Annotated in this window: 23 protein-coding genes; 12 read left to right on the top strand and 11 right to left on the bottom strand. The window is 69.7% G+C overall.

Annotation, left to right across the window (positions count from 1 at the left end; genetic code table 11):
* Window positions 1-67: 67 nt before the first annotated feature.
* Window positions 68-559 (bottom strand): nitroreductase family deazaflavin-dependent oxidoreductase, encoded by a 492-nt coding sequence (locus tag CRM89_RS06075; protein ID WP_324188804.1) that lies wholly within the window; start codon window positions 557-559, stop codon window positions 68-70.
* Window positions 560-624: 65 nt separating this feature from the next.
* Between CRM89_RS06075 and CRM89_RS06070 the strand changes: the two genes are divergently transcribed.
* Complete coding sequence (locus CRM89_RS06070) at window positions 625-1,353, top strand: endonuclease/exonuclease/phosphatase family protein (RefSeq protein WP_060591458.1); 729 nt, start codon at window positions 625-627, stop codon at window positions 1,351-1,353.
* A gap of 5 nt (window positions 1,354-1,358) precedes the next feature.
* Here CRM89_RS06070 and CRM89_RS06065 read toward each other — a convergent pair whose 3' ends face one another.
* Window positions 1,359-1,616 carry a hypothetical protein gene (locus CRM89_RS06065; RefSeq protein ID WP_229435004.1) on the bottom strand — a complete coding sequence of 86 codons (258 nt, stop codon included), beginning with the start codon at window positions 1,614-1,616 and terminating at the stop codon, window positions 1,359-1,361.
* Window positions 1,617-2,011: 395 nt separating this feature from the next.
* On the opposite strand from CRM89_RS06065, the gene CRM89_RS06060 reads away from it, so the two are divergent.
* A complete protein-coding gene (locus tag CRM89_RS06060) occupies window positions 2,012-3,334 on the top strand; it encodes a family 1 glycosylhydrolase (protein WP_098083438.1) in 1,323 nt (440 codons plus the stop codon).
* A 16-nt stretch (window positions 3,335-3,350) separates the two neighbouring features.
* Here CRM89_RS06060 and CRM89_RS06055 read toward each other — a convergent pair whose 3' ends face one another.
* Window positions 3,351-4,616: a CdaR family transcriptional regulator gene (locus CRM89_RS06055; RefSeq protein ID WP_060591462.1), complete on the bottom strand. Its 1,266-nt coding sequence runs from the start codon at window positions 4,614-4,616 to the stop codon at window positions 3,351-3,353.
* Window positions 4,617-4,774: 158 nt separating this feature from the next.
* On the opposite strand from CRM89_RS06055, the gene CRM89_RS06050 reads away from it, so the two are divergent.
* Entirely contained in the window at window positions 4,775-5,506 is a 732-nt protein-coding gene (locus tag CRM89_RS06050; protein ID WP_011209149.1) for a TetR/AcrR family transcriptional regulator, read from the top strand.
* Between the two features lie 3 nt (window positions 5,507-5,509).
* Here CRM89_RS06050 and CRM89_RS06045 read toward each other — a convergent pair whose 3' ends face one another.
* The 3 genes from CRM89_RS06045 to CRM89_RS06035 form a co-directional block, all read right to left on the bottom strand.
* The gene (locus CRM89_RS06045) at window positions 5,510-6,499 is read right to left on the bottom strand and encodes a diiron oxygenase (protein ID WP_011209148.1); all 990 of its coding nucleotides are present in this window, start codon (window positions 6,497-6,499) and stop codon (window positions 5,510-5,512) included.
* A 142-nt stretch (window positions 6,500-6,641) separates the two neighbouring features.
* A complete protein-coding gene (locus CRM89_RS06040) occupies window positions 6,642-7,337 on the bottom strand; it encodes a TetR/AcrR family transcriptional regulator (protein WP_098083437.1) in 696 nt (231 codons plus the stop codon).
* 21 nt (window positions 7,338-7,358) lie between these two features.
* Window positions 7,359-8,054, bottom strand: a complete 696-nt coding sequence (locus tag CRM89_RS06035; RefSeq protein WP_060591470.1) for a MerR family transcriptional regulator — start codon at window positions 8,052-8,054, stop codon at window positions 7,359-7,361.
* Window positions 8,055-8,142: 88 nt separating this feature from the next.
* Here CRM89_RS06035 and CRM89_RS06030 point away from each other — a divergent pair, with 88 nt between their 5' ends.
* Complete coding sequence (locus CRM89_RS06030; RefSeq protein WP_098083436.1) at window positions 8,143-9,876, top strand: GMC oxidoreductase; 1,734 nt, start codon at window positions 8,143-8,145, stop codon at window positions 9,874-9,876.
* A gap of 105 nt (window positions 9,877-9,981) precedes the next feature.
* The gene (locus CRM89_RS06025; RefSeq protein ID WP_086838887.1) at window positions 9,982-11,553 is read left to right on the top strand and encodes a GMC family oxidoreductase; all 1,572 of its coding nucleotides are present in this window, start codon (window positions 9,982-9,984) and stop codon (window positions 11,551-11,553) included.
* A gap of 35 nt (window positions 11,554-11,588) precedes the next feature.
* On the opposite strand, the gene CRM89_RS06020 is transcribed toward CRM89_RS06025, so the two are convergent.
* Entirely contained in the window at window positions 11,589-11,939 is a 351-nt protein-coding gene (locus CRM89_RS06020; RefSeq protein ID WP_041560117.1) for a DoxX family protein, read from the bottom strand.
* Between the two features lie 106 nt (window positions 11,940-12,045).
* On the opposite strand from CRM89_RS06020, the gene CRM89_RS06015 reads away from it, so the two are divergent.
* On the top strand, window positions 12,046-12,921 hold the full coding sequence (locus CRM89_RS06015) for a sigma-70 family RNA polymerase sigma factor (protein WP_098086893.1): 876 nt from the start codon (window positions 12,046-12,048) through the stop codon (window positions 12,919-12,921).
* Window positions 12,922-12,952: 31 nt separating this feature from the next.
* Here CRM89_RS06015 and CRM89_RS06010 read toward each other — a convergent pair whose 3' ends face one another.
* Entirely contained in the window at window positions 12,953-13,429 is a 477-nt protein-coding gene (locus CRM89_RS06010; RefSeq protein ID WP_011209141.1) for an HAD-IIIC family phosphatase, read from the bottom strand.
* Between the two features lie 264 nt (window positions 13,430-13,693).
* On the opposite strand from CRM89_RS06010, the gene CRM89_RS06005 reads away from it, so the two are divergent.
* A complete protein-coding gene (locus CRM89_RS06005) occupies window positions 13,694-15,244 on the top strand; it encodes an acyl-CoA carboxylase subunit beta (RefSeq protein WP_098083435.1) in 1,551 nt (516 codons plus the stop codon).
* 289 nt (window positions 15,245-15,533) lie between these two features.
* Window positions 15,534-17,633 (top strand): acyl-CoA synthetase, encoded by a 2,100-nt coding sequence (locus CRM89_RS06000; protein ID WP_060591481.1) that lies wholly within the window; start codon window positions 15,534-15,536, stop codon window positions 17,631-17,633.
* 7 nt (window positions 17,634-17,640) lie between these two features.
* Here CRM89_RS06000 and CRM89_RS05995 read toward each other — a convergent pair whose 3' ends face one another.
* The gene (locus CRM89_RS05995; RefSeq protein ID WP_098083434.1) at window positions 17,641-18,495 is read right to left on the bottom strand and encodes a helix-turn-helix transcriptional regulator; all 855 of its coding nucleotides are present in this window, start codon (window positions 18,493-18,495) and stop codon (window positions 17,641-17,643) included.
* 228 nt (window positions 18,496-18,723) lie between these two features.
* Between CRM89_RS05995 and CRM89_RS05990 the strand changes: the two genes are divergently transcribed.
* The 3 genes from CRM89_RS05990 to CRM89_RS05980 all read left to right on the top strand — a co-directional run bounded on the left by CRM89_RS05990 (window position 18,724) and on the right by CRM89_RS05980 (window position 20,817).
* Window positions 18,724-19,224, top strand: coding sequence for a DUF2599 domain-containing protein (locus CRM89_RS05990; RefSeq protein WP_098083433.1), 501 nt, complete (start codon window positions 18,724-18,726; stop codon window positions 19,222-19,224).
* A 31-nt stretch (window positions 19,225-19,255) separates the two neighbouring features.
* Window positions 19,256-19,915, top strand: coding sequence for an NAD(P)H-binding protein (locus tag CRM89_RS05985; protein WP_098083432.1), 660 nt, complete (start codon window positions 19,256-19,258; stop codon window positions 19,913-19,915).
* A gap of 674 nt (window positions 19,916-20,589) precedes the next feature.
* Window positions 20,590-20,817 (top strand): hypothetical protein, encoded by a 228-nt coding sequence (locus tag CRM89_RS05980; protein ID WP_041560115.1) that lies wholly within the window; start codon window positions 20,590-20,592, stop codon window positions 20,815-20,817.
* A gap of 150 nt (window positions 20,818-20,967) precedes the next feature.
* Here the strand turns inward: CRM89_RS05980 and CRM89_RS05975 are convergent, their stop codons facing one another.
* Both CRM89_RS05975 and CRM89_RS05970 read right to left on the bottom strand, forming a co-directional pair.
* A complete protein-coding gene (locus CRM89_RS05975; RefSeq protein ID WP_041560114.1) occupies window positions 20,968-21,855 on the bottom strand; it encodes a helix-turn-helix transcriptional regulator in 888 nt (295 codons plus the stop codon).
* Between the two features lie 196 nt (window positions 21,856-22,051).
* Window positions 22,052-22,276 carry a DUF397 domain-containing protein gene (locus tag CRM89_RS05970; RefSeq protein ID WP_041560957.1) on the bottom strand — a complete coding sequence of 75 codons (225 nt, stop codon included), beginning with the start codon at window positions 22,274-22,276 and terminating at the stop codon, window positions 22,052-22,054.
* Between the two features lie 340 nt (window positions 22,277-22,616).
* Here CRM89_RS05970 and CRM89_RS05965 point away from each other — a divergent pair, with 340 nt between their 5' ends.
* Entirely contained in the window at window positions 22,617-23,414 is a 798-nt protein-coding gene (locus CRM89_RS05965; RefSeq protein ID WP_011209132.1) for an SAM-dependent methyltransferase, read from the top strand.
* The last annotated feature ends 137 nt before the right edge of the window (window positions 23,415-23,551 follow it).

The raw sequence follows: 23,551 nt of genomic DNA, 5'->3' as shown, positions 1-23,551 counted from the left end.
ACCCGGGACGGCCGGGGCCGGCGTTCGACTGGTCCGATCCGCAAGCAACCGATATCCGCCGTCCCACTCACTCCCGGACGCGCTGCAACACGAACATCCGGAACTCGCGACCGCCCGACAACTCGCACTCCATCAGGTAGCCGGGCCAGAACCGCACGGCCGCCGCCCAGGCTTCCTTGCGCTCCGGTCCGGTCAACTCCACCACCCGTACCGGATACCGCTCGCCCCGGCGGTGCACCACCGCGCGGTCGGCGGCGCGCAGGTTCGCCGACCATACGGGGTGCTTGGCGCTGCCCCAATTCGAACCGACGACAAGGTGATCCGGGCCGTACGGCACGTACAGCAGCGCGGTGGTGCGGGGCCGACCGGTCTTGCGGCCCGCCACCGTCAGTTCCAGGGACGGCAGGCCCGCCAGGTCCAGCACCCCGTACCGGCCGCGGGTCAGCCGACGTACGAGCCGTTCCAAGCGGACCACCAGGGGCGCCGTGCGCATCACCCAGCGTTGCCGGGCGAGATACCGGGCCAGGACGGGCAACGGGTTGGCGGCCATATTCGCCATCCTGGCACGATCCGGACGCCCCGTGTGGCGCGGCGCCCCGACGGGGATCGGTAGCATCACCCCGTGTGATCACGGTGGCCACCTGGAATGTCCTGCACCGCATCCACGCCGACAACTGGGGTGAGGAGGCGCCGCGCCGGTGGCCGAACGAGGCCGCCCGGATCAGCGCCGTCACCGAGTGGGTCGCGAGCCGGTCCGAACAGGTGATCGCCCTACAGGAAGTCAGCGGCGACCTGCTCAACAGCCTGCGCATCGCCCTCCCGGACCGGACCGTGCCGTATTTCCGCTACCCCCGCATGCCCACGCCGCGACGCACGGCCGCCGAACTGACCGAACCCGCCGAATACCTGGTGCTCATCCTCGACAAACCCGCCCGTCCACTGGTCGCCGAGGCCTTCCCCGACGACCCGGGCAAGGGCGTGCTCGCCGTACAGACCGACGAACTCGTCGCCGTCGCCACCCACCTCAGCGGACGCGGCCGCACCAACGGCCAGCTCGACCGGCTGGCCGCCCTCACCCGCGAACACACCGACCGGCCGGTCGTGTTGCTCGGTGACTTCAACACCGGCCGTGACGCGGTCGCGCAGCACCTGCCCGACTTCACCGTCGCGATCCCACCCGAGGACGCGCCCCCGACCCGCCCCCGCGAGCGTGCCGGCCGGTCCCGCACCATCGACCACATCGTCGTCCGCGGCGCGCGCATCACGGAGGTCGGCGTCGAGATCACCGGCGACCGCTCCGATCACAACTTCGTGCACGCCGCCCTGGCACTGGACCCACCGCCCCGGATCTGACGCGGTCACCCGCAACAGAACGGATCGTCACAGGGCGCACCGACCTCACTGCCGTACACGGCGAACGGTTCGACCACGGCCAGGATCGCGCTCGCGGTCGCGGCCTCGAGCACCGTCGACACGGTCAGCGGCCGCCCCCATCCCGCGGGCAGGTCGTTCAGGTCGTACCGGGCGGCGCCGTCCACGAACACCGTCCACAGGTCGTGGTCGGGAAAAGGATTGCGGCGCAATACCCACCACGCGCCGTCGACCGACGCGGCCACGGGAAAGCGGTCATCGCCGGTCCTGCACCACCGCGGATGCACCGGCAGGTCTGAAAGATGGTCGGGCACGGGTCCGATTCTCCTCTTCGTCCTTGGCGTCGTTGCATCAGCATGGGGCTGGTTGGCAGCGTTCGGTGGAAAAGGTGAGAAATATGGTTAGATGCGAATATCTACGTATCGGCACTTTTAATCGCGGCGTGTTGGACCACCTCCCCGCCCGCCGGCTCGCTTCTCCAACCCTGTTCCGGAGCGGCACCCTCGCCCCGGCGAACTCGCCTCCCCCGACTCTTCCGTGCGAATCATTCGGTCCCCTCCCCCAATCGGACAATCGACCAGTACAGTGGCGCCCGAGCGCCATCCCGCCCTCCCCCCGTCCGGACACAACAGGAGCCACGATGCGATCACCCCGTCGCCGTCACGTCCTGGCCGTCGTCGCGGCAACCACGGCCGCGCTCTTGCTCGGCGGCCCCACCACCGCCCAGGCACAGCCCGCGCCCGACCGGGTGGCGCCACTCGGCAACGACTTCCTCTGGGGTGTCGCCTCCTCGGGCTATCAGTCCGAAGGCCAGGCGCCCGACAGCAATTGGTCCCGCTATGTCGCCCAGGGCAAGACCGAGGACCCGTACGCGAACAGTGTGGACTTCTTCGGCCGCTACCGCTCCGACATCCAGCTCGCCGCCGACCTCGGTGTGCGCGTGTACCGGATCGGCATCGAATGGGCCCGCGTGCAGCCGCACCCGGGCGAGTGGGACGAGCAGGGGTTCCGCTTCTACGACGATGTGGTCGCCGCCATCCGCGCGGCGGGGATGCGGCCGATGATCACCCTCGACCACTGGGTCTACCCCGGCTGGGCCGTCGACCGGGGCGGGTGGGGCAACCCGGGGATCGTCGAGGACTGGCTGACCAACGCGCGCCGGGTGGTCGACCGTTACGCGCCCGCCGACCCGCTGTGGGTCACCTTCAACGAGCCGCTGATGTACCAGATCAACGAGGTGCGCCACGGCGGCCTCTCCCCCACCGACGTCCCGGCGATGCACGACCGGATCGCGCGGGGCCACAACGCGATCTACGACCACATCCACGCCGTGCAGCCCGGCGCGATGGTCACCAGCAACGTGGCCTACATCCCCGCCGTCGAGGACGTGGTGAACAAACCGCTGCTCGACAGGATCGGCGGCAAACTCGACTACATCGGCATCGACTACTACTACGGCGTCGCGCCCGATGCGGTGACCGAGGAATGGAGTTTCGCCGAGCTCTGGAAGAACCCGCTGCACGCCGAGGGCATCTATTACGCGCTACGGCACTACGCGCGCGCCTTCCCGGGTAAGCCGCTCTACATCGTGGAGAACGGCATGCCCACCGAGAACGGCCACCCGCGCGCCGACGGTTACGGCCGCGCGGACAACCTGCGCGACACCGTCTACTGGCTGCAGCGCGCGGTCGCCGACGGCATGAACGTGCTGGGCTACAACTACTGGAGCCTCACCGACAACTACGAATGGGGCTCCTACACACCGCGTTTCGGCCTCTACACCGTCGACGTCCGCACCGATCCCACCCTCACCCGCCGACCCACCGACGCCGTGGCCGCCTACCGGGAGATCACCGCGTCCGGCGGCGTGCCCGCGGACTACCGCCCCACCCGCGACCCGAAGCTCTGCTCGCTGGTCGACGGGCTCTCGAGCTGCCTCGAACCGGTGACGCTGCCCCGGTGACGCTGCCCCGGTGAACTCAGGCCCGGCGGCGTACTCGCGCGCCGTCGGGCCCGGCGGCGGGCTCGGCCGTGCGGTGCGTGCGGGCGACCAGGGCCGAGCGCAGGTACCACAACCCGGAGGGGTTGGTGGGGTCGAAGCCGATCAGGTGACCGATGCGCTTGAGGCGGTAGTCGACGGTGTTGGTGTGCACGTGCAGCAGCCGGGCGGTGCGCTGTCGATTGAGGTTGGTGGAGATGTGCACGCGCAGGGTTTCCAGCAGCTCGGGGTACTCCTCGAGGGGATCGAGCAGCCCGCCGAGGTACTCGCGGGCGGGGCCGGGCCGGGTGAGCTGGTATTCCAGGGCCAGATCGGTGAACCGGTAGAGTCCGGGCTCGCTGTGCATGCGCTGCACCATGTCGAGCAGTTCGTGGGCCTGGTCGGCGGCCTGCGGTACCCGGTCCGGCTCGGCGGCCACCACCGCGGCCCGCACCGGCACCTGCGCGGCCCCCGACAGGCGGGCGACCAGGTCGTCCAGCGCCTCGTCCGCGCAGGCGTCGGTGGGGATCAGGACGGTGCCGCCGTCCACGCTGAGCAGTGACAACGCGGCCTCGCCGACCCGGGTCGCCAGCTCGGCCTGTACTCTGCGCAGCTTGCGCCGGGCGACGACGCCGCCGTCCAGTGCCGGGTTGTGCTCGTCGGGGTGCTGCGGAACCGCCAGGGCCAGGACGTGATACGACGCGGCGATCGGAATGCCGCACTCACGCACCATGGTCGAGGTGGTGTTGCCCGCGAGCAGTGCCGAGGTGAGGGTGTGCACCGCGGTGTGGTGTTCACCGACGACCGCGCGCAGCTCCCGCACATAGGCGGCGGAGACGGCCACGGTGATGGCGTCGAGGATCTCCATGAACCGGCGCGCCACGTTGATCAGGCTCTCGTAATCCTGTGCGCTGGCCTGGGATTGGATCAGATCGAAACTGAGTTTGAAGCCCTCGTGGATGGCGTGCTGGATGGTGTCGATCGGGATGCCCTCGCGCGCCCAGCCCGCCGCGGCGGCGGCGACCTCGTCGATGTTCTCGCCGATCTCGTGACCGTCGAGCATCCGCATGGTCAATTCCAGGCAGGCGCGGGTGACCGCGGTGACGTCGCCGGCCAGCGCGTCGCCGGGCAGTGTTCCGCACGGCACGACGTTCTCGACGAAATGGCCTACCATTCGCCGGGAGATCGTGCGAACATCCCGCAGGTGCGTCGACGCGGGCCGGCCGGAGACGATCAGGTCCGGATCGGCCGTGGGTGGTGGGGTCATCGAGATTCCTTCCGCCCGGGTAACGCAGCGATTCAACCTAACGGCAATCGCGTGCTCGCTGGGAGGCGCAGGCGTCCGGTTTGTGATACTCGACGAGCGCTCCGGCGGCCCGTTGTGATCATCGCCAGCCGGATGGGGTGGTGTTCTAGACTCGGTGCGTGTCGATCTCCGCGTCACCCGATCCGCCGCGCGGCGGCAGACAGGCGCGTTGGCAGCCGCACAACGACCGGCGCCGCGAGCGCATCGTCGCCGCGCTCATCGAGCTGATCGAGGAGACCCCGCCGGGCATCGAGGTGCCGATGCAGCGGATCACCGAGCGGGCGGGGCTGGCGAAATCGGTGGTCTACCGGCAGTTCTCCGGCCGGGACGAACTCGACCGCCGGGCCAGGACGGCCATCTCCGATCAGTTCGCCGACACCCTCGCCACCGCGCTGGACGTCTCGGTCGGCTCGATCAACGAGATCCTGCACCGCACCATCGCCGCGGTGGTCGACTGGATCGACGGGCACGCCAGCCTCTACGAATTCCTGCGCCGCGGCCCGGCGCTGGGCGACCCCGACGACGTGGACGGCGTGAGCAGCCTGAAGGACCGTATCGCCGCGGACACCCGCGGGCTGGTGTCCGGCTTGGCGGGCGTGATCGGCGTGGTGGACGAGCCGGTCGTCGACACCATGACCTTCGCCATCGTCTCGATGACCGAGGCGACGGTCACCCGGTGGGTGCGCAGTCCGGACCGGTTGATGGACCGGGACCGGCTGGTCACCGAACTCGCCGGGTACGCGTGGAGCGTGCTCGACGGCGTGTGCCGGGCCCAGGGTCTGCTCATCGATCCGGACGAGCCGCTGTTGTCGGTGCTCACCCGGCTCTCCGATGTGCAGACCCCGGGCTGACGTTCACGCCGCCCGGCGCTCGGGTTCGCTGCGGTAGCGCGAGGCTTCCCCGTCGACGTTGAGCAGCGCCCACAGCCGCTTGGTCACCGGGTTCATCAGGCCGAGTTCGTCGGCGAGTTTGCGCACGTCGCCGAAGTAGCCGGCCAGGATGCGCTTGGAGTGCGGCGCGCGCCAGAACGCTTCCTTGAAGACCTCGCGGGGCACGTCGAACTTCTCGGCGAACGAGCGCGGCGGCACCATGATCTCGCCGGCCAGCCACCGCATCACCACCGGGAAGGCGACCGCGCACACCGCCCGGCCCGCGGGCGTCATGTGCTCGAGGTGCGCCTTGAGGAACTCGTTGGCGAACGAGATGTGGCGAGCCTCCTCGGCGATGTGGATCTGCATGCACCGGCGCACGGCGGGCGGGATGTTGCCGCCGTCGCGCAGCAGCGCCTTCTGGTAGTGGTCGATCGGCTCCTCGCCGCCGAGGATCCCGATGAACAGGATGGCCGGGGCGAAGCCGCCCGCGACGCCGATGAACGGCGAGAGCCTGCGGAAGATCGGCCGCATGCCCGGCACGTCGTCACCGATGCGGTTGACGAGTTCCTGGAACATCTGGATGTGGTTGCACTCTTCGGTCATCTCGTGCAGGCAGTACCGGAACTCCGGTGACTGGTTCGGCAGCTTCATGATGTACTGCATCATTCCGCGGATGAGCACACTCTCGAAGGCGGCGCCGACCTTGATCGCGTTGGCGGTGCGCCAGCGGCCGATCTCGATCTGCCGCTCCACGGGCAGGTTGCGGTACCACGAGGTCGCGCCGAGCGGATCGTAGTCCGGCGACAGGATCCAGCGCGGGTCGTTCTTGTCGATCCCGAGTTCCGGGGAGTCCCAGTCGATGTCGAGATACGGGTCGAATTTGCGGTGCACCGATCCGTCCGACAGGGTCGCCAGGGCGTCCCGGTACTCCTGATCGAACAGTCCGGCACGTACCGATTCGGACAGCGTCATCGATGCCTCCTCGTTCCCGCCGGCGCGCCGCGCCGGCTCTGCGCACGCGGGGTGCGTGATGTGATCCAGAATATATGGGACTACCGGTCCCACACAACACCCCGGGTGTCGTTCGCGCGTCCGGGCCGCGAATCGTCGCGGCTCAGGCGGGCAGGCCGAGGAGTTCGACCAGGTTCTCGACCAGCAGCTCGAACAGTTCGTCCCGGTCGGCGAAGGTGTCGCGGCCGTACATGTCGAACACGTCGAACCCGACCGCGCCGAACAACGCGGTCCACACCGAGACCAGGCGCGGCACCAGCCCGTCCGGCAGCCGGACCCCGAATTCCGCGCCCACCCGGGCGAAGCTGCGGGCCAGGTCCGGCGAGACCCGGACCGGCCGCGCCGGCTCGGTGAGCAGGCCGCGCTCGTGGGCGTCGGCCGCGATCCGCAGCAGGGCGGCGATCACCCGGGTGCCGGGATCGACGGTCTGTTCGGCGGGTGCCTCGTAGCCGGGCACCGGGGTGCCGAACAGCAGCCCGTACCAGGCCCGTTCCGCCAGCGCCCACGCCCGCACGGCCCGCGCGGCGGCCCGCAGCCGCTCGGCGGGGTCCTCGGGCGCGGCCGCGACCGCCGCGTCCACCGCGTCGCCGAGCGCGTTGTAGCCGTCGACCACCAGCAGCGTGAGCAGTTCGTCGCGACTGGCGACGTACCGGTACACCGCCGAGGAGACCACCCCGAGATCGCGCGCCACCGCGCGCAGCGACAGCGCGGCCGCGCCGTGCAGAGCCAGATGTTCGCGGCCGATGCGCTTGATGTCCTCCATGGTCCGGGCCCTGGCCCGCTGGCGGGGTGTGGTCATGTCCCACACCCTAGGCGGCGCTCAGGCCTCGGATTCGCGGACCGCGCGGTCGATCTCGTCGGCCAGGGTGGCGCCGGCGACCTCGCGGGCGGCGGCGCGGAAACGCTCACGGAACCGGCTGTGGTCGATGCCGATCCCTTCGCCGCCGTAGCTCGTCGCGGCCGCGTCGCGGAAGGTCGCGACGATCTCGTCGGCGAGTTCGGCCAACCGGGTCCTGATCAGTTTCCGCAGCGCGCCGCTGAGGGTGATGTCGGTGCCCAGGTCGTAGAGGATGAGCGCGCCTTTGAGCATGGGCTGGTCGGGAATGCGCCAGCCGCCCTCGCACCGGTGCAGGTACTCGGCCGCGATCAGTTCGTCGAGGATGTCGGCGCGCCGGTCGCCGAGCAGGGCGGTGAGCTGGTCGTCGTCGAGCACCGCCGACTGCTCGCCTGCACCGGGATAGCGGGGATCGAGGACCGCGCGCCAATCCGCCGGGGCGCCCGACTGTGCCTGGACGTCGAACACCTCGCGGATCGCGTCGAGGCGCAGCCCGCGCGCCTGCATCTCGGCGATGTCGCGCAGGCGGGCGAGGTGATCGTCGCCGTAGACGGCTTCCTTGCCCGCGCGGCCGGGCTTGGGCAGCACGCCGAGCGAGTGGTAGTAGCGGATGGTGCGCGCCGGGACGCCGCTGAGTTCGGCGAGCTGCGAGCGGCTGTAGCGGGACACGACTGTCAGCATAGAGCGCCACCTCCCGCCTTCGTTGACAGTTCCTACTGTCGGCGTTAGCGTAACGCGCGTCACTGCCGACGCGACCGAGGAGTTCCGCATGACCCAGCGAGAAACCGACTTCGACGTGCTCATCGTCGGTTCCGGGTTCGGTGGCAGCGTCACCGCGCTGCGCCTGGTCGAGAAGGGCTACCGGGTCGGCGTGCTCGAGGCCGGACAGCGCTTCGCCGACCACGAGCTGCCCAAGACCAGCTGGGACGTGCGCAAGTTCCTGTGGGCGCCCGCCCTGGGGTGCTACGGCATCCAGCGCATCCATCTGCTGCGCGACGTGCTCATCCTCGGCGGCGCGGGGGTCGGCGGCGGCTCGCTGAACTACGCCAACACCCTCTACGTGCCGCCGGAGCCGTTCTTCCGCGACCCGCAGTGGCGCGACATCACCGACTGGCGCGAGGAACTGACGCCGTACTACGAGCAGGCCCAGAAGATGCTCGGCGTGGTCCGCAACCCGCACATGACGCCCGCCGACGAGGTCTTCAAGAAGGTCGCCGACGACATGGGCTTCGGCGACACCTTCGTGCAGACCCCGGTCGGCGTGTTCTTCGGGGAGCCGGGAAAGACCGTGCCCGACCCCTACTTCGGGGGCGTCGGCCCCGAGCGCACCGGGTGTGTCGAGTGCGGTGACTGCATGGTCGGCTGCAAATACGGGGCCAAGAACACCCTGGTGAAGAACTACCTCTACCTCGCCGAGCAGGCGGGCGCACAGGTGGTGCCGATGACCACGGTCACCGCCATCCGCCCGCTCCCGGACGGCACCTGGGACGTGGAGACCAAGCGCACCGGCAAGCTGATCGGCAAGCAGCCCAAGACCTACACCGCGGGCCACGTGGTGCTGGCGGCAGGCACCCGTGGCACCCAGCAACTGCTGTTCGCCATGCGCGACAAGGGGGTGCTGCCCAAGCTCTCCGACCGCCTCGGCGTGCTGACCCGCACCAACTCCGAGTCCATCGTCGGCGCCGCCACCAAGACGCTGCAGCCCGGCCAGGACTTCACCAAGGGCGTGGCGATCACCTCCTCGATCCACCCCACCCCCGACACCCACATCGAACCGGTCCGGTACGGCAAGGGCTCCAACTTCATGGGCCTGCTCCAGACGCTGATGGTGGACGGTGGCGGCCGCATCCCGCGCTGGCTGAAATTCCTGCTGCTGGTGCTGCGCCACCCGCTGGACCTGCTCAGCTTCCTGAGCACCAAGAACTGGAGCGAGCGCACCATCATCTCGCTGGTGATGCAGCACCTGGACAACTCCATCACCACCTACACCAAACGCGGCCTGTTCGGTCGCAAGATGACCTCGAAACAGGGCCACGGCCAACCGAATCCGACTTGGATCCCGGTGGGCAACCAGGTGACCCGCAAGGTCGCCGAGGAGATCGGCGGCATCGCGGGCGGCAGCTGGGGTGAGATCTTCAACATCCCGCTCACCGCGCACTTCCTCGGCGGCGCGGCGATCGGCGCCGACCCCGAGCACGGCGTCATCGACCCGTACCACCGCGTCTACGGCTACCCCACGCTGAGCGTGGTGGACGGCGCCGCGGTCTCGGCCAACCTGGGCGTCAACCCGTCACTCACCATCACCGCGCAGGCCGAGCGGGCCGCCGCCTACTGGCCGAACAACGGCGAGCAGGACAAGCGCCCGCCGCAGGGCGAGGGCTACCGCCGGATCGACCCGGTGCCGCCGGTGCGCCCGGTGGTGCCCGCCGAGGCCCCCGCCGCCCTGGTGCTGCCGATCAGTCCGGTGCGCCGCACCGAGCAGGACACGCCCGCCGCGGGCTGACCCACCGCTCGCCACCCCACTTCGGCGAAACACCGCCGGGGTGGGCCGCGTGCTCGTATCTTGGCCCTAGCAGCAGATCGGAGTGGGACAGTGGCAGCAGAACAGATGGCCGCGGACTACGTCGTGGTCGGGACCGGGTCCGCGGGCGCGGTGGTCGCCCACCGGCTCAGCGAGGATTCCGGCACCCGTGTGGTGGCGCTCGAGGCGGGTCCGCCGGACAAGAACAAATTCGCGCACATCCCGGCCGGATTCGCGAAACTGTTTCGCTCCGAACTGGACTGGGACTACCTGACCGAGCCGCAGCCCGCCCTGGACGGGCGCCGCATCTACTGGCCGCGCGGGCGGATGTTCGGCGGCTCCTCGTCGATGAACGCGATGATGTGGGTGCGTGGCTTCCGCGCCGACTACGACGAGTGGGCACTGCTGGCCGGGGACGAGTGGGGCTTCGCCGCCGCGGTGGAGCAGTACCGGCGCATCGAGAACGTCCAGGACGCGCAGTACCCCGACGAGGGCACCGGCGGGCCGATCCACGTCGAGCACCAGCGCAGCCCGCGCGCCTCGACCGCGGCGTTCCTGACCGCGGTGCAGGAGTCCGGCTTCCCGGTGGAGCCGCCGAACCGCCCGCAGCCCAAGGGTTTCAGCCAGACCATGGTCACCCAGCACGGCGGCAGGCGGTGGAGCACCGCCGACGCCTACCTGAAACCGGCCATGCGCCGACCGAACCTCACCGTGCTACCCGAGGCGCTCGCCACCCGGGTGCTGTTCGAGGGCACGCGGGCGGTCGGGGTCGAATACCGCCGCGGCACCGAGACATTCGTGGTGCGGGCGCGGCGCGAGGTGGTGCTGTGCGGCGGTGCGATCAACAGCCCGCAGCTGCTGATGCTGTCCGGCGTCGGTGACGCCGACGAGCTGGCCCGGCACGGCATCCCCGTGGTCCGGCACGCACCCGAGGTCGGCGCGAACCTCCAGGACCACCTCGTCGCGGGCCTCGGTTACTCCGTCGAGGGCGATTCGCTCTTCGCCGCGGAGAAACCGAAGGAACTGCTGAACTACCTGTTGCGCCACCGCGGCATGCTCACCTCCAACGTCGGCGAGGCGTACGGGTTCGTGCGCAGCAGGCCCGACCTCGAGCAGCCGGATCTGGAGCTGGTGTACGCGCCCGCCCCCTTCTACTACGAGGGTCTGCTCGACCCGACCGAACACGGCGTCATCCTGGCCACGGTGTTGTTGCGCCCGGAGAGCCGCGGCCGCATCACCCTGGCCTCGGCCGACCCGACCGCCAAGCCGGTGATCGATCCGCGCTACCTGTCCGACAGCGACGGGGTGGACCGCGCGGCGATCCTGTCCGGCCTGCGCACCTGCGCCAGGATCGCCGAGGCGCCCGCCCTCAAGGCCGTGCTGGGCGATCTGATCTACCCGCCGAAGGCACCCGCCGACCTCGAAGCCGCCATCGAGCTGGCGCTCACCGGCTACTCGCACACCCTTTATCACCCGGTCGGCACCTGCCGCATGGGCACCGACCCGGTGAGCGTGGTCGATCCGCAGCTGCGGGTCCGCGGCGTGGCGGGGCTGCGGGTGGCGGACGCGTCGGTGATGCCGCTGCTGGTCCGCGGGCACACGCACGCGCCGAGCGTGTTCGTCGGCGAGCAGGCGGCCCGCTTCCTGCGGGCGGGCTGAGGACCGCCCGCGGCGATGATCCTCGCGACCGACCCCTAGGACGCGACCAGCGTGACGCCGAGCGCGGCGACCGAGATCGCCAGGTAGGGCAGCGGGTAGCCGACATCGGCGAACACTCGCGCGCGCAGGACGGTGAGCACCGCGAGCGAGAAGTAGCCGACGAGCCCGATCGCGGCGGCCAGGCCGACCGGAGCGACGACGAGCCCGGCCAGCAGCCCGAGCGCGCCGATCGCCTTGACGGCCGCCAGCGGGTACAGGGCCCGGTCCGGGATGCCGTAGGTGCGCATGTTGGCGCGCACCCATTCCGGGCGCACCAGGTCCACCCCCGCGGCGAAGGCGGCCGCGGCGGCGGCCAGTGCGGTGAGGACGACGTAGGCGACGTGCATGGGGACACCCTTCTGTCGAGGCCGACGAGCGGCTCTGCGATCGTGATGACGCGGGCGCGCACGCGCCCGTCATGAGGTCGACGGACGGGGGGCGGCGAAGGTGACCGTGGACGAGTCGCAGCAGCTGGCCGGGCGCTTCGAACGGCAACGCGGGCGGCTGCTCGGCCTCGCCTACCGGATGCTCGGCGGGATGGGCGAGGCCGAGGACGCGGTCCAGGAGGCCTGGCTGCGGCTGTCCCGCGCCGACACCGCCGACGTGGTGAACCTGGACGCCTGGCTCACCACGGTGGTGTCCCGGATCTGCCTGGACATGCTGCGCACCCGGGGCGCGCGGCGCGAGGAACCCCTCGACGCGGCTACCGCACTGCTGCGGCCCGCCCCCGACCGCGCACCGGAAGAGGTAGCGGCACTGGTGGATTCCGTGGGCCGCGCGCTGCTGGTGGTCCTGGACCGGCTCGGCCCCGACGAGCGGGTCGCCTTCGTGCTGCACGATCTGTTCGCCGTGCCGTTCGAGCAGATCGCGCCGATCGTGGACCGCAGCGCGGCCACCACGAAGAAGCTGGCGAGCCGGGCCAGGGCGCGGGTGCGCGGCGAGCAGACCGCGGCCGACCCGGATCTCCCCCACCATCGCGCCGTGGTGCAGGCCTTCCTCGACGCCGCCCGCGGCGGTGACATCGCCGCGCTGCTGCGCGTCCTGGCGCCCGAGGTGGTGCGCACCGCCGATCCCGCCGCGCTGCCCGCCGGTGCGGCGCCGGTCGTCCGCGGCGCCGACGCCGTCGTGCGCGAGACGCTGCTGCTGCGCACCCGCGCCGCGGCCGCCGATCTGGCCCTGGTGGACGGCCGGGTGGGTGTGGTCGTCGCACCCGCGGGCCGGCTGCTGCTGGCCCTGCGGATCACCGTGGCCGACGGCCGGGTCGCCGGCTACGAGGTGGTGGCCGAGCCTGCCCGGCTGGCGCGGCTCTCCCTCGCGGTGCTCGACTGATTCGGGCGGCCCCGGCGCACGGAGCCGAAAACTACACGGCCGGAATGCGATCGAAGCCGAGCGGCGGTGTCGGGTGCGGGCCGGAGCGGCGGACCGGGCGGAAATCCGGCAGCGCGGTGAGCACGTCGACGTTGCGCGCCGCGTAGCAGCGGACCTGGGGCAGCGCCCGCGACACCTCGGCGCGCTCGACCGGCTCGTCGTCGATGTAGGCGATGGTGTCCAGACTCAGGCCGAGGGTGCGCGCGATCCGCACGATCGACGCCGATTTCCGGCCCCAGCCGATCTCGAGGGCGGAGAACATCTCGTAGACGCCGTGGCGGTAGAGCCGCTCGAGCGTGAGCCCGCGGTCGCTGCGGCTGGCGGCGGCGTGCCAGATGCCGCGCTCGTTGAGGACCCGCAGCGTGCGCAGGGCGGCCGGTCTGGGCGCGGTGCTGGTGGCGTCGCAGACGACGCCGTCCCACAGCGTGTTGTCCAGTTCCCAGACAAGACATCTCAGAGCCGGTCGCATGCCTGCCCCTCATCGGTTCGTCACCACAGCAGCCGCGCCGATAATACCGTTCGCGCCACGACCCGCCACCCGAGCGGCATCGTCGACCGGGCGCTTTCCCGCTCCGGCCCAAGTCACGCCCGGCCCCGCCTGTGAGGTCGCCCATGAGTAACGGTCCCGGGGTGTGCGAAGCGTCTCATCCCGGATAGAGTCGAGCGCCGCGCCTCCGCACAGTGATATCGGCGGATCGGGCGCCACGGCGAGTTCGAAGGACAAGACGACACTATGAGCGGTACGCGAGAGAAGCTGGATCAGCTACTGGGGATCCTGGAACTCGCCGAGGAACCTGCCGGAGAAGCCGGCATCGCGAAACGCAAAGCCAAGGAGATACCGAGCGCTCGCGAGCGCGTGCGCATGCTGCTGGACAAGGGCACGTTCGTCGAGATCGGAAAGCTGGTGCGCCAGCCGGGATCCGGCGACGCCATGTACGGCGACGGCGTGGTCACCGGCCGGGGCTACATCGACGGCAGGCCGGTGGTGGTGATCGCCCACGATCAGACCGTGCACGGCGGGTCGGTGGGCGAGATGTTCGGCCGCAAGGTGGCCGCGGCGATGGAGTTCGCCTACCAGAACGCCTGCCCGGTCATCGCCATCAACGACTCCGGTGGCGCCCGCATCCAGGATGCGGTCACCTCGCTGGCCTGGTACGCGCTGATGTGCCGTCGGCAGGAGGATCTGTCCGGCTACGTCCCGCAGATCGCCGTCATGCTCGGCAAGTGCGCCGCGGGATCGGTGTACGGCCCGGTCAACATGGACGTGCTGGTCGCCACCGAGAAGTCCTACATGTTCGTCACCGGCCCCGAGGTGATCAAGGCGGTCACCGGGGAGACGGTCAGCGCGGAGGAACTCGGCGGCGCGGCGGTGCAGGCCGAGAACGGCACCGTGCACCACGTCGCGCCCACGGAGCAGGCCGCCTTCGACTGGGTGCGCGACTACCTGAGCTACCTGCCGTCGAGTTGCCTCGAGCAGCCGCCGGTGGTCAACCCGGGTCTCGAGCCCGAGATCACCGACCACGATCGCGAGCTGGACTCGATCATCCCGGACTCGGACAAGGTCGGCTACGACATGCACGAGATCCTGCTGCGCATCTTCGACGACGGTCAGCTGCACGAGATCGGCGCGGCCACCGCGGGCAACCTCATCACCGCCTTCGCCCGGGTGGACGGCCGCCCCATCGGGGTGATCGCCAATCAGCCGCAGGTGCTCGGCGGGGCGCTCGACGCGCAGTGCTCGGACAAGGCCACCCACTTCATCCGGCTCTGCGACGCCTTCGGCCTGCCGCTGGTGTTCGTGGTCGACACCCCCGGCGTGCTGCCCGGTATCGAGGAGGAGCGCAACGGCGTCATCAAGCGGGGCGGCCGGTTCTTCCGGGCGGTGATCGAGGCGACCGTTCCCATCGTCACCGTCGTGACCCGCAAGGCCTACGGCGGCGGCTACGCGGTGATGGGATGCAAGCAGCTCGGCGCCGATGTCAGCTTCGCCTGGCCCACCGCCCGCATCGCGGTGATGGGCGCGGAGAGCATGGTCGGCATCATCGGCCGCAAGAAGCTCGCCGAGACGCCCGCCGACCAGCGCGAGGTCGTGCGGCAGCAGATGATCGATTTCTACAACGCCACCATGGCCACCCCGTGGATCGCGGCCGAGCGCGGCTACATCGACGCGGTGATCGAACCGTCCCAGACCCGGCTCGAGATCCGCAAGGCACTGCGGATGCTGCGCGACAAGAATCCGCGGCCGCGCCACAATCCGCGCAAGCACAGCCTTTTCCCGGTGTAAGCACGAATTTCCCGCGCGCGGGCGATTTCCGGTGAAATCGTGAATGATCACAGATTCCACCGGAAATCGCCCGTTTTCGCTTCCGTCATGGTCGACCGTGGCTCCCGATCCGTGGGATGACCTGCGGTTCTGTGCGATCCCACAAGTCCGTTCGCGGTCGGGTGAGGTGGGCAAACAAAGTGTGAACAGTGGTAACCGAAAACGCTTGACCAAGATCGAGCGCGAGGGTTACAAATGAAATCTCCGCCGACCCGAGCTGTTCGAACCGGCCGACGAGAATTGCACGCCAGTGGTTACCGATGTCCTCGATGTGACCGCGGATCTGCCCATCTCCCGCCAGGCGGTGTGGGATCTGCTCCGCGAACCGCAGACCTATCCTCGTGTCTTTCCCGGTGTGGGCGCCTGCGATCCCCTGGAATCGGTGGGCGGCCACACGATGCTGCGCCTGCGCGTCGGCACCGCCGCCGCGGGCATCCGCCTGCACACCGTCCAGCTCCGCGTCGGACGCTGGTACGAGAGCCTGGAGCTGGTGTGCCCGGCGCTGGGCAGCTTCGCGTCGGTGCGGCTGCTCGGCGACGAGCGCCGCACCCGCGTCACCGTGACACTCTTCGCGCCCGGCCGCATGCACCCGGCGATCGAGCGCTCCACCAACGCCGCCATCGCCGCCTGGACCGAACGCGGCCTGCGGCGCATCGCCGACCTGGTGCGCGGCACGCCGACCTCCACGGTGGTCAACGGCGAGAACTCCCCGGTCCGCCGGCGCGCCGAAGTGCTGCGCCAGATGGTCGGCACCGGTGTCGTGCCCACCACGCGACCCGACATCGGGCTCCGGCAGCTGCGCATGCTCTCCGAGTGGGGATTCAACATGGCGGGCGGGTACGCGGCGGGCGCGGTGTTCGACCCGGCCCGGACCGCCCTGGTCGACGAGCACGGCACCGCCACCTTCGCCGACGTGCACGAGCGGACCACCGCGATCGCGGGCGCGCTCGGCGAACTGGGCCTGCGCGCGGGCGATGCGGTCGGCCTGCTGGCCCGCAACCACCGTGGCATGGTCGAAACCATCGTGGCGGCCGGGAAACTCGGTGTCGACGTCGCGCTGCTCAACACGGGACTGCCCGCCCGTCGCATCGAGGAGGTGGTGCAGCGCGACAAGCTCACCGCGCTGTTCGTCGACGACGAGTTCGACCATCTGGTCCAGTACCTACACGCCGACCTGCCGCGCTACGCCACCGAGGCCACCGCGGTCCCGGGCCGGATCACCCTCGACGATCTGGCGGGCATGGGCCACACCCGGTTCCGCAAACCCACCCGGCCCGGCAAGCTGATCGTGCTCACCTCCGGCACCTCGGGCACCCCCAAGGGCGCGCGACGTCCGCATCCCAAGGGCTTCAGCACCGTCGCCGCGCTGCTCTCCCGCATCCCACTGGGCATGGACGAGACCATGCTCATCCCGGCGCCGTTGTTCCACACCTGGGGCCTGGCCGCGCTGCAACTGAGCACCGCGCTGCGCTCGACGGTGGTGCTGCCGCGGCACTTCGACGCCGAGCAGTGCCTGCGGCTCATCGCCGACCACCGGGTCAGCACGCTCATCGCCGTGCCGATCATGGTGCACCGCATCCTGGAACTGCCCGCACACGTGCGCGCCCGCTACGACACCTCCAGCCTGCGGGTGGTCGCCAGCTGCGGAGCGCCGCTGGCCGCGCACACGGTGCTCGGCTTCATGGACGCCTACGGCGAGATCCTCTACAACGTCTACGGCTCCACGGAGGTCTCCTGGGCCACCATCGCCGATCCGGCCGATCTGCTCGCCGCCCCCACGACCGCGGGCACACCCCCGCTGGGCACCAAGGTCGCCGTGCTCGGACCCGACCACCGCCCGGTGCCCGTCGGCGCCACCGGGCACGTGTTCGTGAGCAATCACATGCTCTTCGACGGCTACGTCAACTCCGCCCCGCCCGACGAGGCCGACGGCATGCTAGACACCGGCGATCTCGGCTATCTCGACGCCACCGGACGGCTGTTCATCGCGGGCCGCGACGACGAGATGATCATCTCCGGCGGGGAGAACGTCTTCCCCCGCCCCGTGGAGGAGGCGCTGGCCTACCTGCCGCAGGTGCGCGAGGTCGCGGTGGTCGGCGTGCCGGACCCGGAGTACGGCCAGCGGCTGGCGGCGTTCGTGGTGAAAAGGGAAGGCACCGGACTGGATTCGGACATGGTGCGCACCTACATCCGCAACCGGCTGAGTCGGTTCTCGGTGCCGCGCGACGTCACCTTCCTCAGCGCGCTCCCCCGCGGTGACACCGGCAAGATCCTCAAGCGCCTGCTCACCGGCGAGGCCGGAGGCGAGGATCTGCATCCGATCATCGGGACGATCGCCCCGAACCCCTGACCCGCTCTCAGCGGCCCAGCGGCTCGTCCACGGTGGCGGGCTGGCGCAGCCGCAGCGCCTCTAGCAGGCCCTTGGTGTACTGCGGCGGCGACGCGTGCACCGAGAGCATGTTCGCGACCGCGCGATAGGCGGACAGGTCCGACTCCTTGTCCAGGTACAGCGCGCCGGTGAGCTGCTGGAGGTAGACGATGTCGGGCAGGTCGGCCTCGGTGAAGCGCAGCATGGTGAAGGCGCCGTCGGCCAGGGCCGGTCCGCCGACGTGGTCGGGCAGCACCTGCAGGGTGATGTTCGGCCGGTCCAGGGCCTCGAGCAGCCGATCGAGCTGGTCGCGCCACACAGCCGACCCGCCGATCGGCCTGCGTAGCGCGGCTTCCTCCACGATCAACCACACCTGCGGCGGGTCGGTCCGATCCAGGATGTGCTGCCTGCGCATGCGCAACGCGACGCGGCGCTCGATCGCGTCGGCGGGTTCGTCGGGGTGGGCCAGGGTCAGCAGGGCGCGCGCGTAGTCGGCGGTCTGCAACAGTTCCGGGACCGCCCGTGGCTCGTAGCAGCGGATCAGCCGCGCGCCCTGCTCCAGGCCGAGATAGGTGTCGAACCACTTGGGCAGCCAGTCCGAGTCGTGGTGCCACCAGCCCGAGGCATTGGCCTGCCTGGCCAGCGTGAGGAACTCCGCGCGCTCGGTCTCGTCCTCGACGCCGTAGAGCGTGAGCAGGTCGACCAGATCGCGTTCGCGAAAACCGGTGCGACCCAGCTCCAGCCGGCTGATCTTCGAGTGCGATCCGCGGATCGCCTCGCCGGCGTCCTCGCGCGAGATGCCGCGGCTCTCGCGCAGCCGCCGCAGCCTGCCGCCGAGAATCATACGAAGCACAGTCGGACCGCCTTCGGGAGCGGGTTGTCTTGCGGGCGGGGCAGATTCGGTGCCGGGAGCATGGCGTCGGCCGTCCGGGGAACGCATCCATAGAGTCTGCCATGCGCACAGCGCATGACTCCAGCACTAAAACGGAGTGTCTTCAGTGATATTCATCCGGGGTCGCCGCGGCGTCTAGGCTGGTTCACGACGCGGCCCCACGGCAGGGAAGGACGGCGGGTGACACTTCGGAGACCGGCGGGCAGGCGCGCAGCGGCGATCCTGGCCCCGCTGGCGCTGGCCGCCCTCCTCACCGGTTGCGGCGACGACCAGCCCGCCGCCGCTCCCCCGGCCACCGCCACCACCCCGCGTCCGCCGACCACCGCCACACCGCCGCCGGTCGCCGCACTGCCGACGATCGATCCCTACGCGGACGTCCCGCTGATCGATCGGGTGGAGTGGACCGACACGGTCGACGGCGACCGGCTGCTGGTCGTGCCGACCCGGGCGGGCCGGGACACCACCTTCCCCGGCGCGGAGAACCGCGCCTGGGCCGAGATCGTCGCGCTCTCCCCGGCGGCCGACAGCCCCGGCATGCGCGACCAGTTCGTCTGCCACTGGCACTGGGCGCGGCTGGTGCAGCCGGACAAACCGAGCTGGAACCTGGAACCCTGGCGCCCGGCGGTCGGGTATCAGGAGACCGTGCGGGCCTCCTGCAATCCCGGCGGACCCGAGCGCTGACCCGAACCGGCGTCGACACGAGAGGACCGACATGGACGTGGTGATCGCAGGCGGACACGGCAAGATCGCGCTGCTGCTGGCCGAGCAGCTGACGGCGAACGGGCATCGGGTGCGCAGCCTGATCCGCAACCCCGAGCACACCGGTGACGTCGCGGCGACCGGCGCGGAGCCGGTGCTGCTCGACCTCGAACAGACCGACGTCACCGAGGTGGCCGCCGCCCTCGCCGGCGCCGACGCGGCGGTCTTCGCGGCCGGCGCGGGACCGGGCAGCGGTGCGGCCCGCAAATACACCGTCGACCGGGACGGTTCGGTCCTGCTCGCGGAGGCGGCCCAGCGCGCCGGAGTGCGGCGCTTCGTGCAGATCTCGGCGATGGGCACCGGCGCGCCACCGGCACCGGGAACGGACGAGGTGTGGGCGGCCTATCTCGACGCCAAGACCCAGGCCGAAGACGATCTGCGGTCAAGGGATCTGGACTGGACGGTGCTGCGGCCGGGCCGCCTGGTCGACACGGTCTCCAGCGGTTCGGTCACGCTCAGCACCGGACGGGTGGGTCGCGACAGTATCGCTCGCGCGGACGTCGCCGCCGTCATCGCCGCGTTGCTGCCCGCAGCGAACACCGTGCACACCACACTCGAGCTGGTAGCGGGCGTCACACCGATTTCCGAGGCCGTCGCAGCAATCAGTAACTGAAAAATTGCTGAACTGATCTGCGCGGCAAGGAAATAAGTACCATCCACTCGGTTGGATTCAGCCCCGGGCACATCCATTGGATTCGTTTTCATCACGATTGCGTGTGCTTGCTCCCGTTCGGATGACAGAAGCGGTAGACCGGGAGTGCACGGCGAATCCGATCGAGCGGAAGGCCTCACGCACCGCGAGACGGATTCTTCAAACACCGGTGAGTGCGGGCCCGGACCGCGCCCGCACCCGCCGGACGAAGCACCACCCCAGGCCCGACCGACCCGCCGGCACCCGATCCGACGGGCCACGAGCGGCGGAAACACCGCCGCGCGACGGGCAGCGCACGGTATCCGCACGGGGATGATCGGTGGCAGTCACCCATAGCGAACCACCCGGTCGGCACGACCGGTAGTACTGCCGGAATGCGAAAGTCATTCTCTGCGAATACAAATGGACCGTACAGATGTACTTGCATCTGCAAGACACACGGTCCTAGACTCTGAATCGCACAGCTCGACAAGGGGACAACCAGGGGCGGCCGTTACGGCGAATCGACGGGCAATGTCGCCATAAGTTAGCCGCCGCCGAAAGTCAGGGGCGTTCACATGAATCAACCACTCATTGGCGGCCACGTCGGCCTCGCCGAATCCGCTCTGGCCGTCCAGCCAGCGAACGGTAGAACCATGAGCACACCGTCGGCCCGGTCCGGGCAACGAACCACCAGCTATTCGCGGGAGACCGCCGTCGCCTTCGTCATCGACGCCGTCGAGTCCACCGGCGCCGCGACGCGGAACGACTTCGACATCGATCGGATCGTCAACACCGCCCACGACCTGGCGGACGACTGGGATCTGAACACCCTGCAGCCGGAGACCTTCTGGCGCATCGCGGCCACGTTCATCAAGCAGTGACGGCCGCGCGGTAGCTGCCGGTTCGCCTCCCGATCACCGTCCACTGGTCGGGTGGCGGTACCGCGGGCCACGACGACGAATGACGGCCTGCCCGGAGCGATCCGGGCAGGCCGTCATTCATTTCGCGACCGGGCGGTCGCTTCCGAACTGCTACAAGCCGGCGGCGAAGTTCTTCAACCAGTCCACCGACTTGTCGGGCGCCAGCGCCTGGACGCTCAGGCGGTCCATCACCGACCGGTACAGCGCCAAGTCCTGCGTACGATCCAGATACAGGGCACTGGTCAGGTGTTCGAGGTACACGACGTCGGGCAGTTCCGCCTCGGCGAAGCGCAGAATGCTGAACGACGCCCCCGCGGCGGCGTGCTCACCCGCCGAGTAGGGCAACACCTGCAAGGTGACGTTGGGCAGCGCGGCGAGTTCGATCAGGTGCTCGATCTGCGCCCGGTGCACCTGCACGCCGCCCACCGGCCGGTGCAGGGCCGCCTCGTCGAGGACGGCCCACACGATCGGCGGCTCCGGCCTGCGCAGGATCTCCTGCCTGCGCCTACGGACGTCGACCCGGCGATCGGTGTCGGCGTCGTCGCTGCCCAACGCGAGCACGGCGCGGGCGTAATCGGGGGTCTGCAACAGGCCGGGCACGAGGTGTGCCTCGTAGGTACGGATCTTCCACGCGGCCTGTTCCAGACCGAGATACTGACCGAACCACTGGGGCAGCAGATCGCTGTAGCGATGCCACCACCCCGGCTCGTTGGCCCGGCGCGCGAGATCCAGGAACGATTCGCGCTCGGCGGGGTCGACCACGCCGTAGAGCGTCAGCAGATCCCGGATGTCGCGTTCCTTGAAGCCGGTGCGGCCCAACTCCAGACGACTGATCTTCGCGTGCGATCCGCGGATGGCGTCACCCGCCGCTTCCCGGGTGATGTTGCGGCTCTCCCGCAATTTCCTCAGCTGACCGCCGAGTGCGATCCGCAGTACGGTCGGACCACGTTCCGCGACAGCTTGTTGCACACGACCGTCGTCGTTGGGTTCTGCGATCATGGAGCTCGTCTCCGCTACTCGAGGGCGCATTCCCGTCCGCACGGGAGGCGCCACTGCGCCACCAGCATCCAGGGGGTCCCGGCACCACCAGTGTGGCACATCCGTCGCCGGTCACAAAGACCACCGGCACACCTGTGGCGTCGCGGGAATCGGCGCACCGCTCGACGACGGAGACGATCCGGCGCCGCCCGGGCTCTCAGTTGGTCAGATCGTCGAACTCCCCGGCTTTCGCGCCGCGAACGAACGCATCGATCTCGGGCCGGGTGTAGAAGATGACAGCTCCTTCGGGGTCGCGCGAGTTCCGCATGGCCACAAGACCATTGGTCGCCTCGGCGAGTTCGACGCAGTTGCCGCCGCTCGGGCCGCTGAACGAGCTCTTCCGCCAGGCACCGGTGATGCGGTGCGCGATCGTCTCCGACATGTCCACTCCTCGTTTGCGCAGTGTGAGTGATTCGTACGAGTCGGTTTTGCAGATGCACGCTCAAACGTTCTTGCATTTGCACCGACGCGTGGACGATAGCACGAAGTTCACCGCGGGGGGCGTTGTGCAGCAAGGATTTTCGGACCTACTGGTCGGCTTTGTTACGCGTGTCGAGAACTGTCCGAATACGCCGAGTTCAGGTCCCTCATCTCGGCGGCCGACCGGCCTTGAATCTTGTACTGTCACAGTGCAACAACGGATGTACCGACCGTTCGCGCGGGAGGTCGCGCACGGCGGTACCGCCATCACGAAGAACCGCTCGCCTGAGGAGTCGCACGCAATGCCCGATGACCACGCCCCGTTGATCCGGACCGACATCCCGCACTCGGCGCGCATCTGGAACTACTGGATGGGCGGCAAGGACTACTACGAAATCGACAGGGTCGCCGGCGACGCGGGCATCGAGGTCGACCCCGACATCACCACCATGGCGGTGCAGTCGCGGCAGTTCCTCATCCGCGCCGTGCGGTTCCTGGCCAGCGAGATCGGCATCCGCCAGTTCCTCGACATCGGCACCGGCCTGCCCACCATGCAGAACACCCACGAGGTGGCCCAGAGCGTCGCGCCGGAGTCCAAGGTCGTCTACGTCGACAACGATCCGCTGGTCCTCACCCACGCCAGGGCGCTGCTGACCAGCACCACCCCCGAGGGCGTGACGACCTACGTCGACTGCGACTTCCACGACCCCGAGCAGATCATCGCCGACGCCCGCAACGTGCTCAATCTGAACGAGCCGGTCGGCGTGATGTTCATGGGCGTGCTCGGCCACGCCAAGACCTACGACGAACTGCGCCGCATCGTGGACACCGTGCTCGCGGCGGTGCCCTCGGGCAGCTACCTGGTCATGTGGGACGGCACCGACGACAGTGCCGAATACGTCGCCCTGTGCAAGAACTACGCCGAAACCGGTGGCGTGCCCTATGTTCCGCGGCCGCAGGAGCAGATTCGCGCGGTGTTCGACGGATTGGAGATGGTGGAACCGGGGTTCGTCTCCATCACGCAGTGGCGGCCCGACGCCACCCAGGTGGGCGAGATCCGGCCGATCTCGGCCTACGGCGCGGTCGCGCGCAAGCCCTGACGCCGACGCGGCAGCACGAGCCAAACCCCCTGCGGCACAACGGCGGCCGTCGTCCTGCCCGGACGGCGGCCGCCTTTTACAAACCGCCCGGCATCCTTACAGATGTACTTGCATCTGTAAGCGACACGGCCGTAAAC

Source organism: Nocardia sp. FDAARGOS_372 (assembly GCF_002554515.1).
Classification (GTDB): Bacteria; Actinomycetota; Actinomycetes; order Mycobacteriales; family Mycobacteriaceae; genus Nocardia; species Nocardia farcinica.
The sequence above is the reverse complement of the archived record's forward strand: the minus strand, read 5'-3'. Positions and strand labels throughout refer to the sequence as shown.

Excerpts from the sequence above, each read along its gene's own strand:
- CRM89_RS05980 (WP_041560115.1), top strand. The coding sequence starts at position 20,590 with ATGAGCACACCGTCGGCCCGGTCCGGGCAACGAACCACCAGCTATTCG.
- CRM89_RS06010 (WP_011209141.1), bottom strand. The coding sequence starts at position 13,429 with ATGCGACCGGCTCTGAGATGTCTTGTCTGGGAACTGGACAACACGCTG.
- CRM89_RS06030 (WP_098083436.1), top strand. The coding sequence starts at position 8,143 with ATGACCCAGCGAGAAACCGACTTCGACGTGCTCATCGTCGGTTCCGGG.
- CRM89_RS05995 (WP_098083434.1), bottom strand. The coding sequence starts at position 18,495 with ATGATTCTCGGCGGCAGGCTGCGGCGGCTGCGCGAGAGCCGCGGCATC.
- CRM89_RS06005 (WP_098083435.1), top strand. The coding sequence starts at position 13,694 with ATGAGCGGTACGCGAGAGAAGCTGGATCAGCTACTGGGGATCCTGGAA.
- CRM89_RS05985 (WP_098083432.1), top strand. The coding sequence starts at position 19,256 with ATGGACGTGGTGATCGCAGGCGGACACGGCAAGATCGCGCTGCTGCTG.
- CRM89_RS06025 (WP_086838887.1), top strand. The coding sequence starts at position 9,982 with ATGGCCGCGGACTACGTCGTGGTCGGGACCGGGTCCGCGGGCGCGGTG.
- CRM89_RS05965 (WP_011209132.1), top strand. The coding sequence starts at position 22,617 with ATGCCCGATGACCACGCCCCGTTGATCCGGACCGACATCCCGCACTCG.
- CRM89_RS06055 (WP_060591462.1), bottom strand. The coding sequence starts at position 4,616 with ATGACCCCACCACCCACGGCCGATCCGGACCTGATCGTCTCCGGCCGG.
- CRM89_RS05975 (WP_041560114.1), bottom strand. The coding sequence starts at position 21,855 with ATGATCGCAGAACCCAACGACGACGGTCGTGTGCAACAAGCTGTCGCG.
- CRM89_RS06035 (WP_060591470.1), bottom strand. The coding sequence starts at position 8,054 with ATGCTGACAGTCGTGTCCCGCTACAGCCGCTCGCAGCTCGCCGAACTC.
- CRM89_RS05970 (WP_041560957.1), bottom strand. The coding sequence starts at position 22,276 with ATGTCGGAGACGATCGCGCACCGCATCACCGGTGCCTGGCGGAAGAGC.
- CRM89_RS06075 (WP_324188804.1), bottom strand. The coding sequence starts at position 559 with ATGGCGAATATGGCCGCCAACCCGTTGCCCGTCCTGGCCCGGTATCTC.
- CRM89_RS06060 (WP_098083438.1), top strand. The coding sequence starts at position 2,012 with ATGCGATCACCCCGTCGCCGTCACGTCCTGGCCGTCGTCGCGGCAACC.
- CRM89_RS06040 (WP_098083437.1), bottom strand. The coding sequence starts at position 7,337 with ATGACCACACCCCGCCAGCGGGCCAGGGCCCGGACCATGGAGGACATC.
- CRM89_RS06045 (WP_011209148.1), bottom strand. The coding sequence starts at position 6,499 with ATGACGCTGTCCGAATCGGTACGTGCCGGACTGTTCGATCAGGAGTAC.
- CRM89_RS06020 (WP_041560117.1), bottom strand. The coding sequence starts at position 11,939 with ATGCACGTCGCCTACGTCGTCCTCACCGCACTGGCCGCCGCCGCGGCC.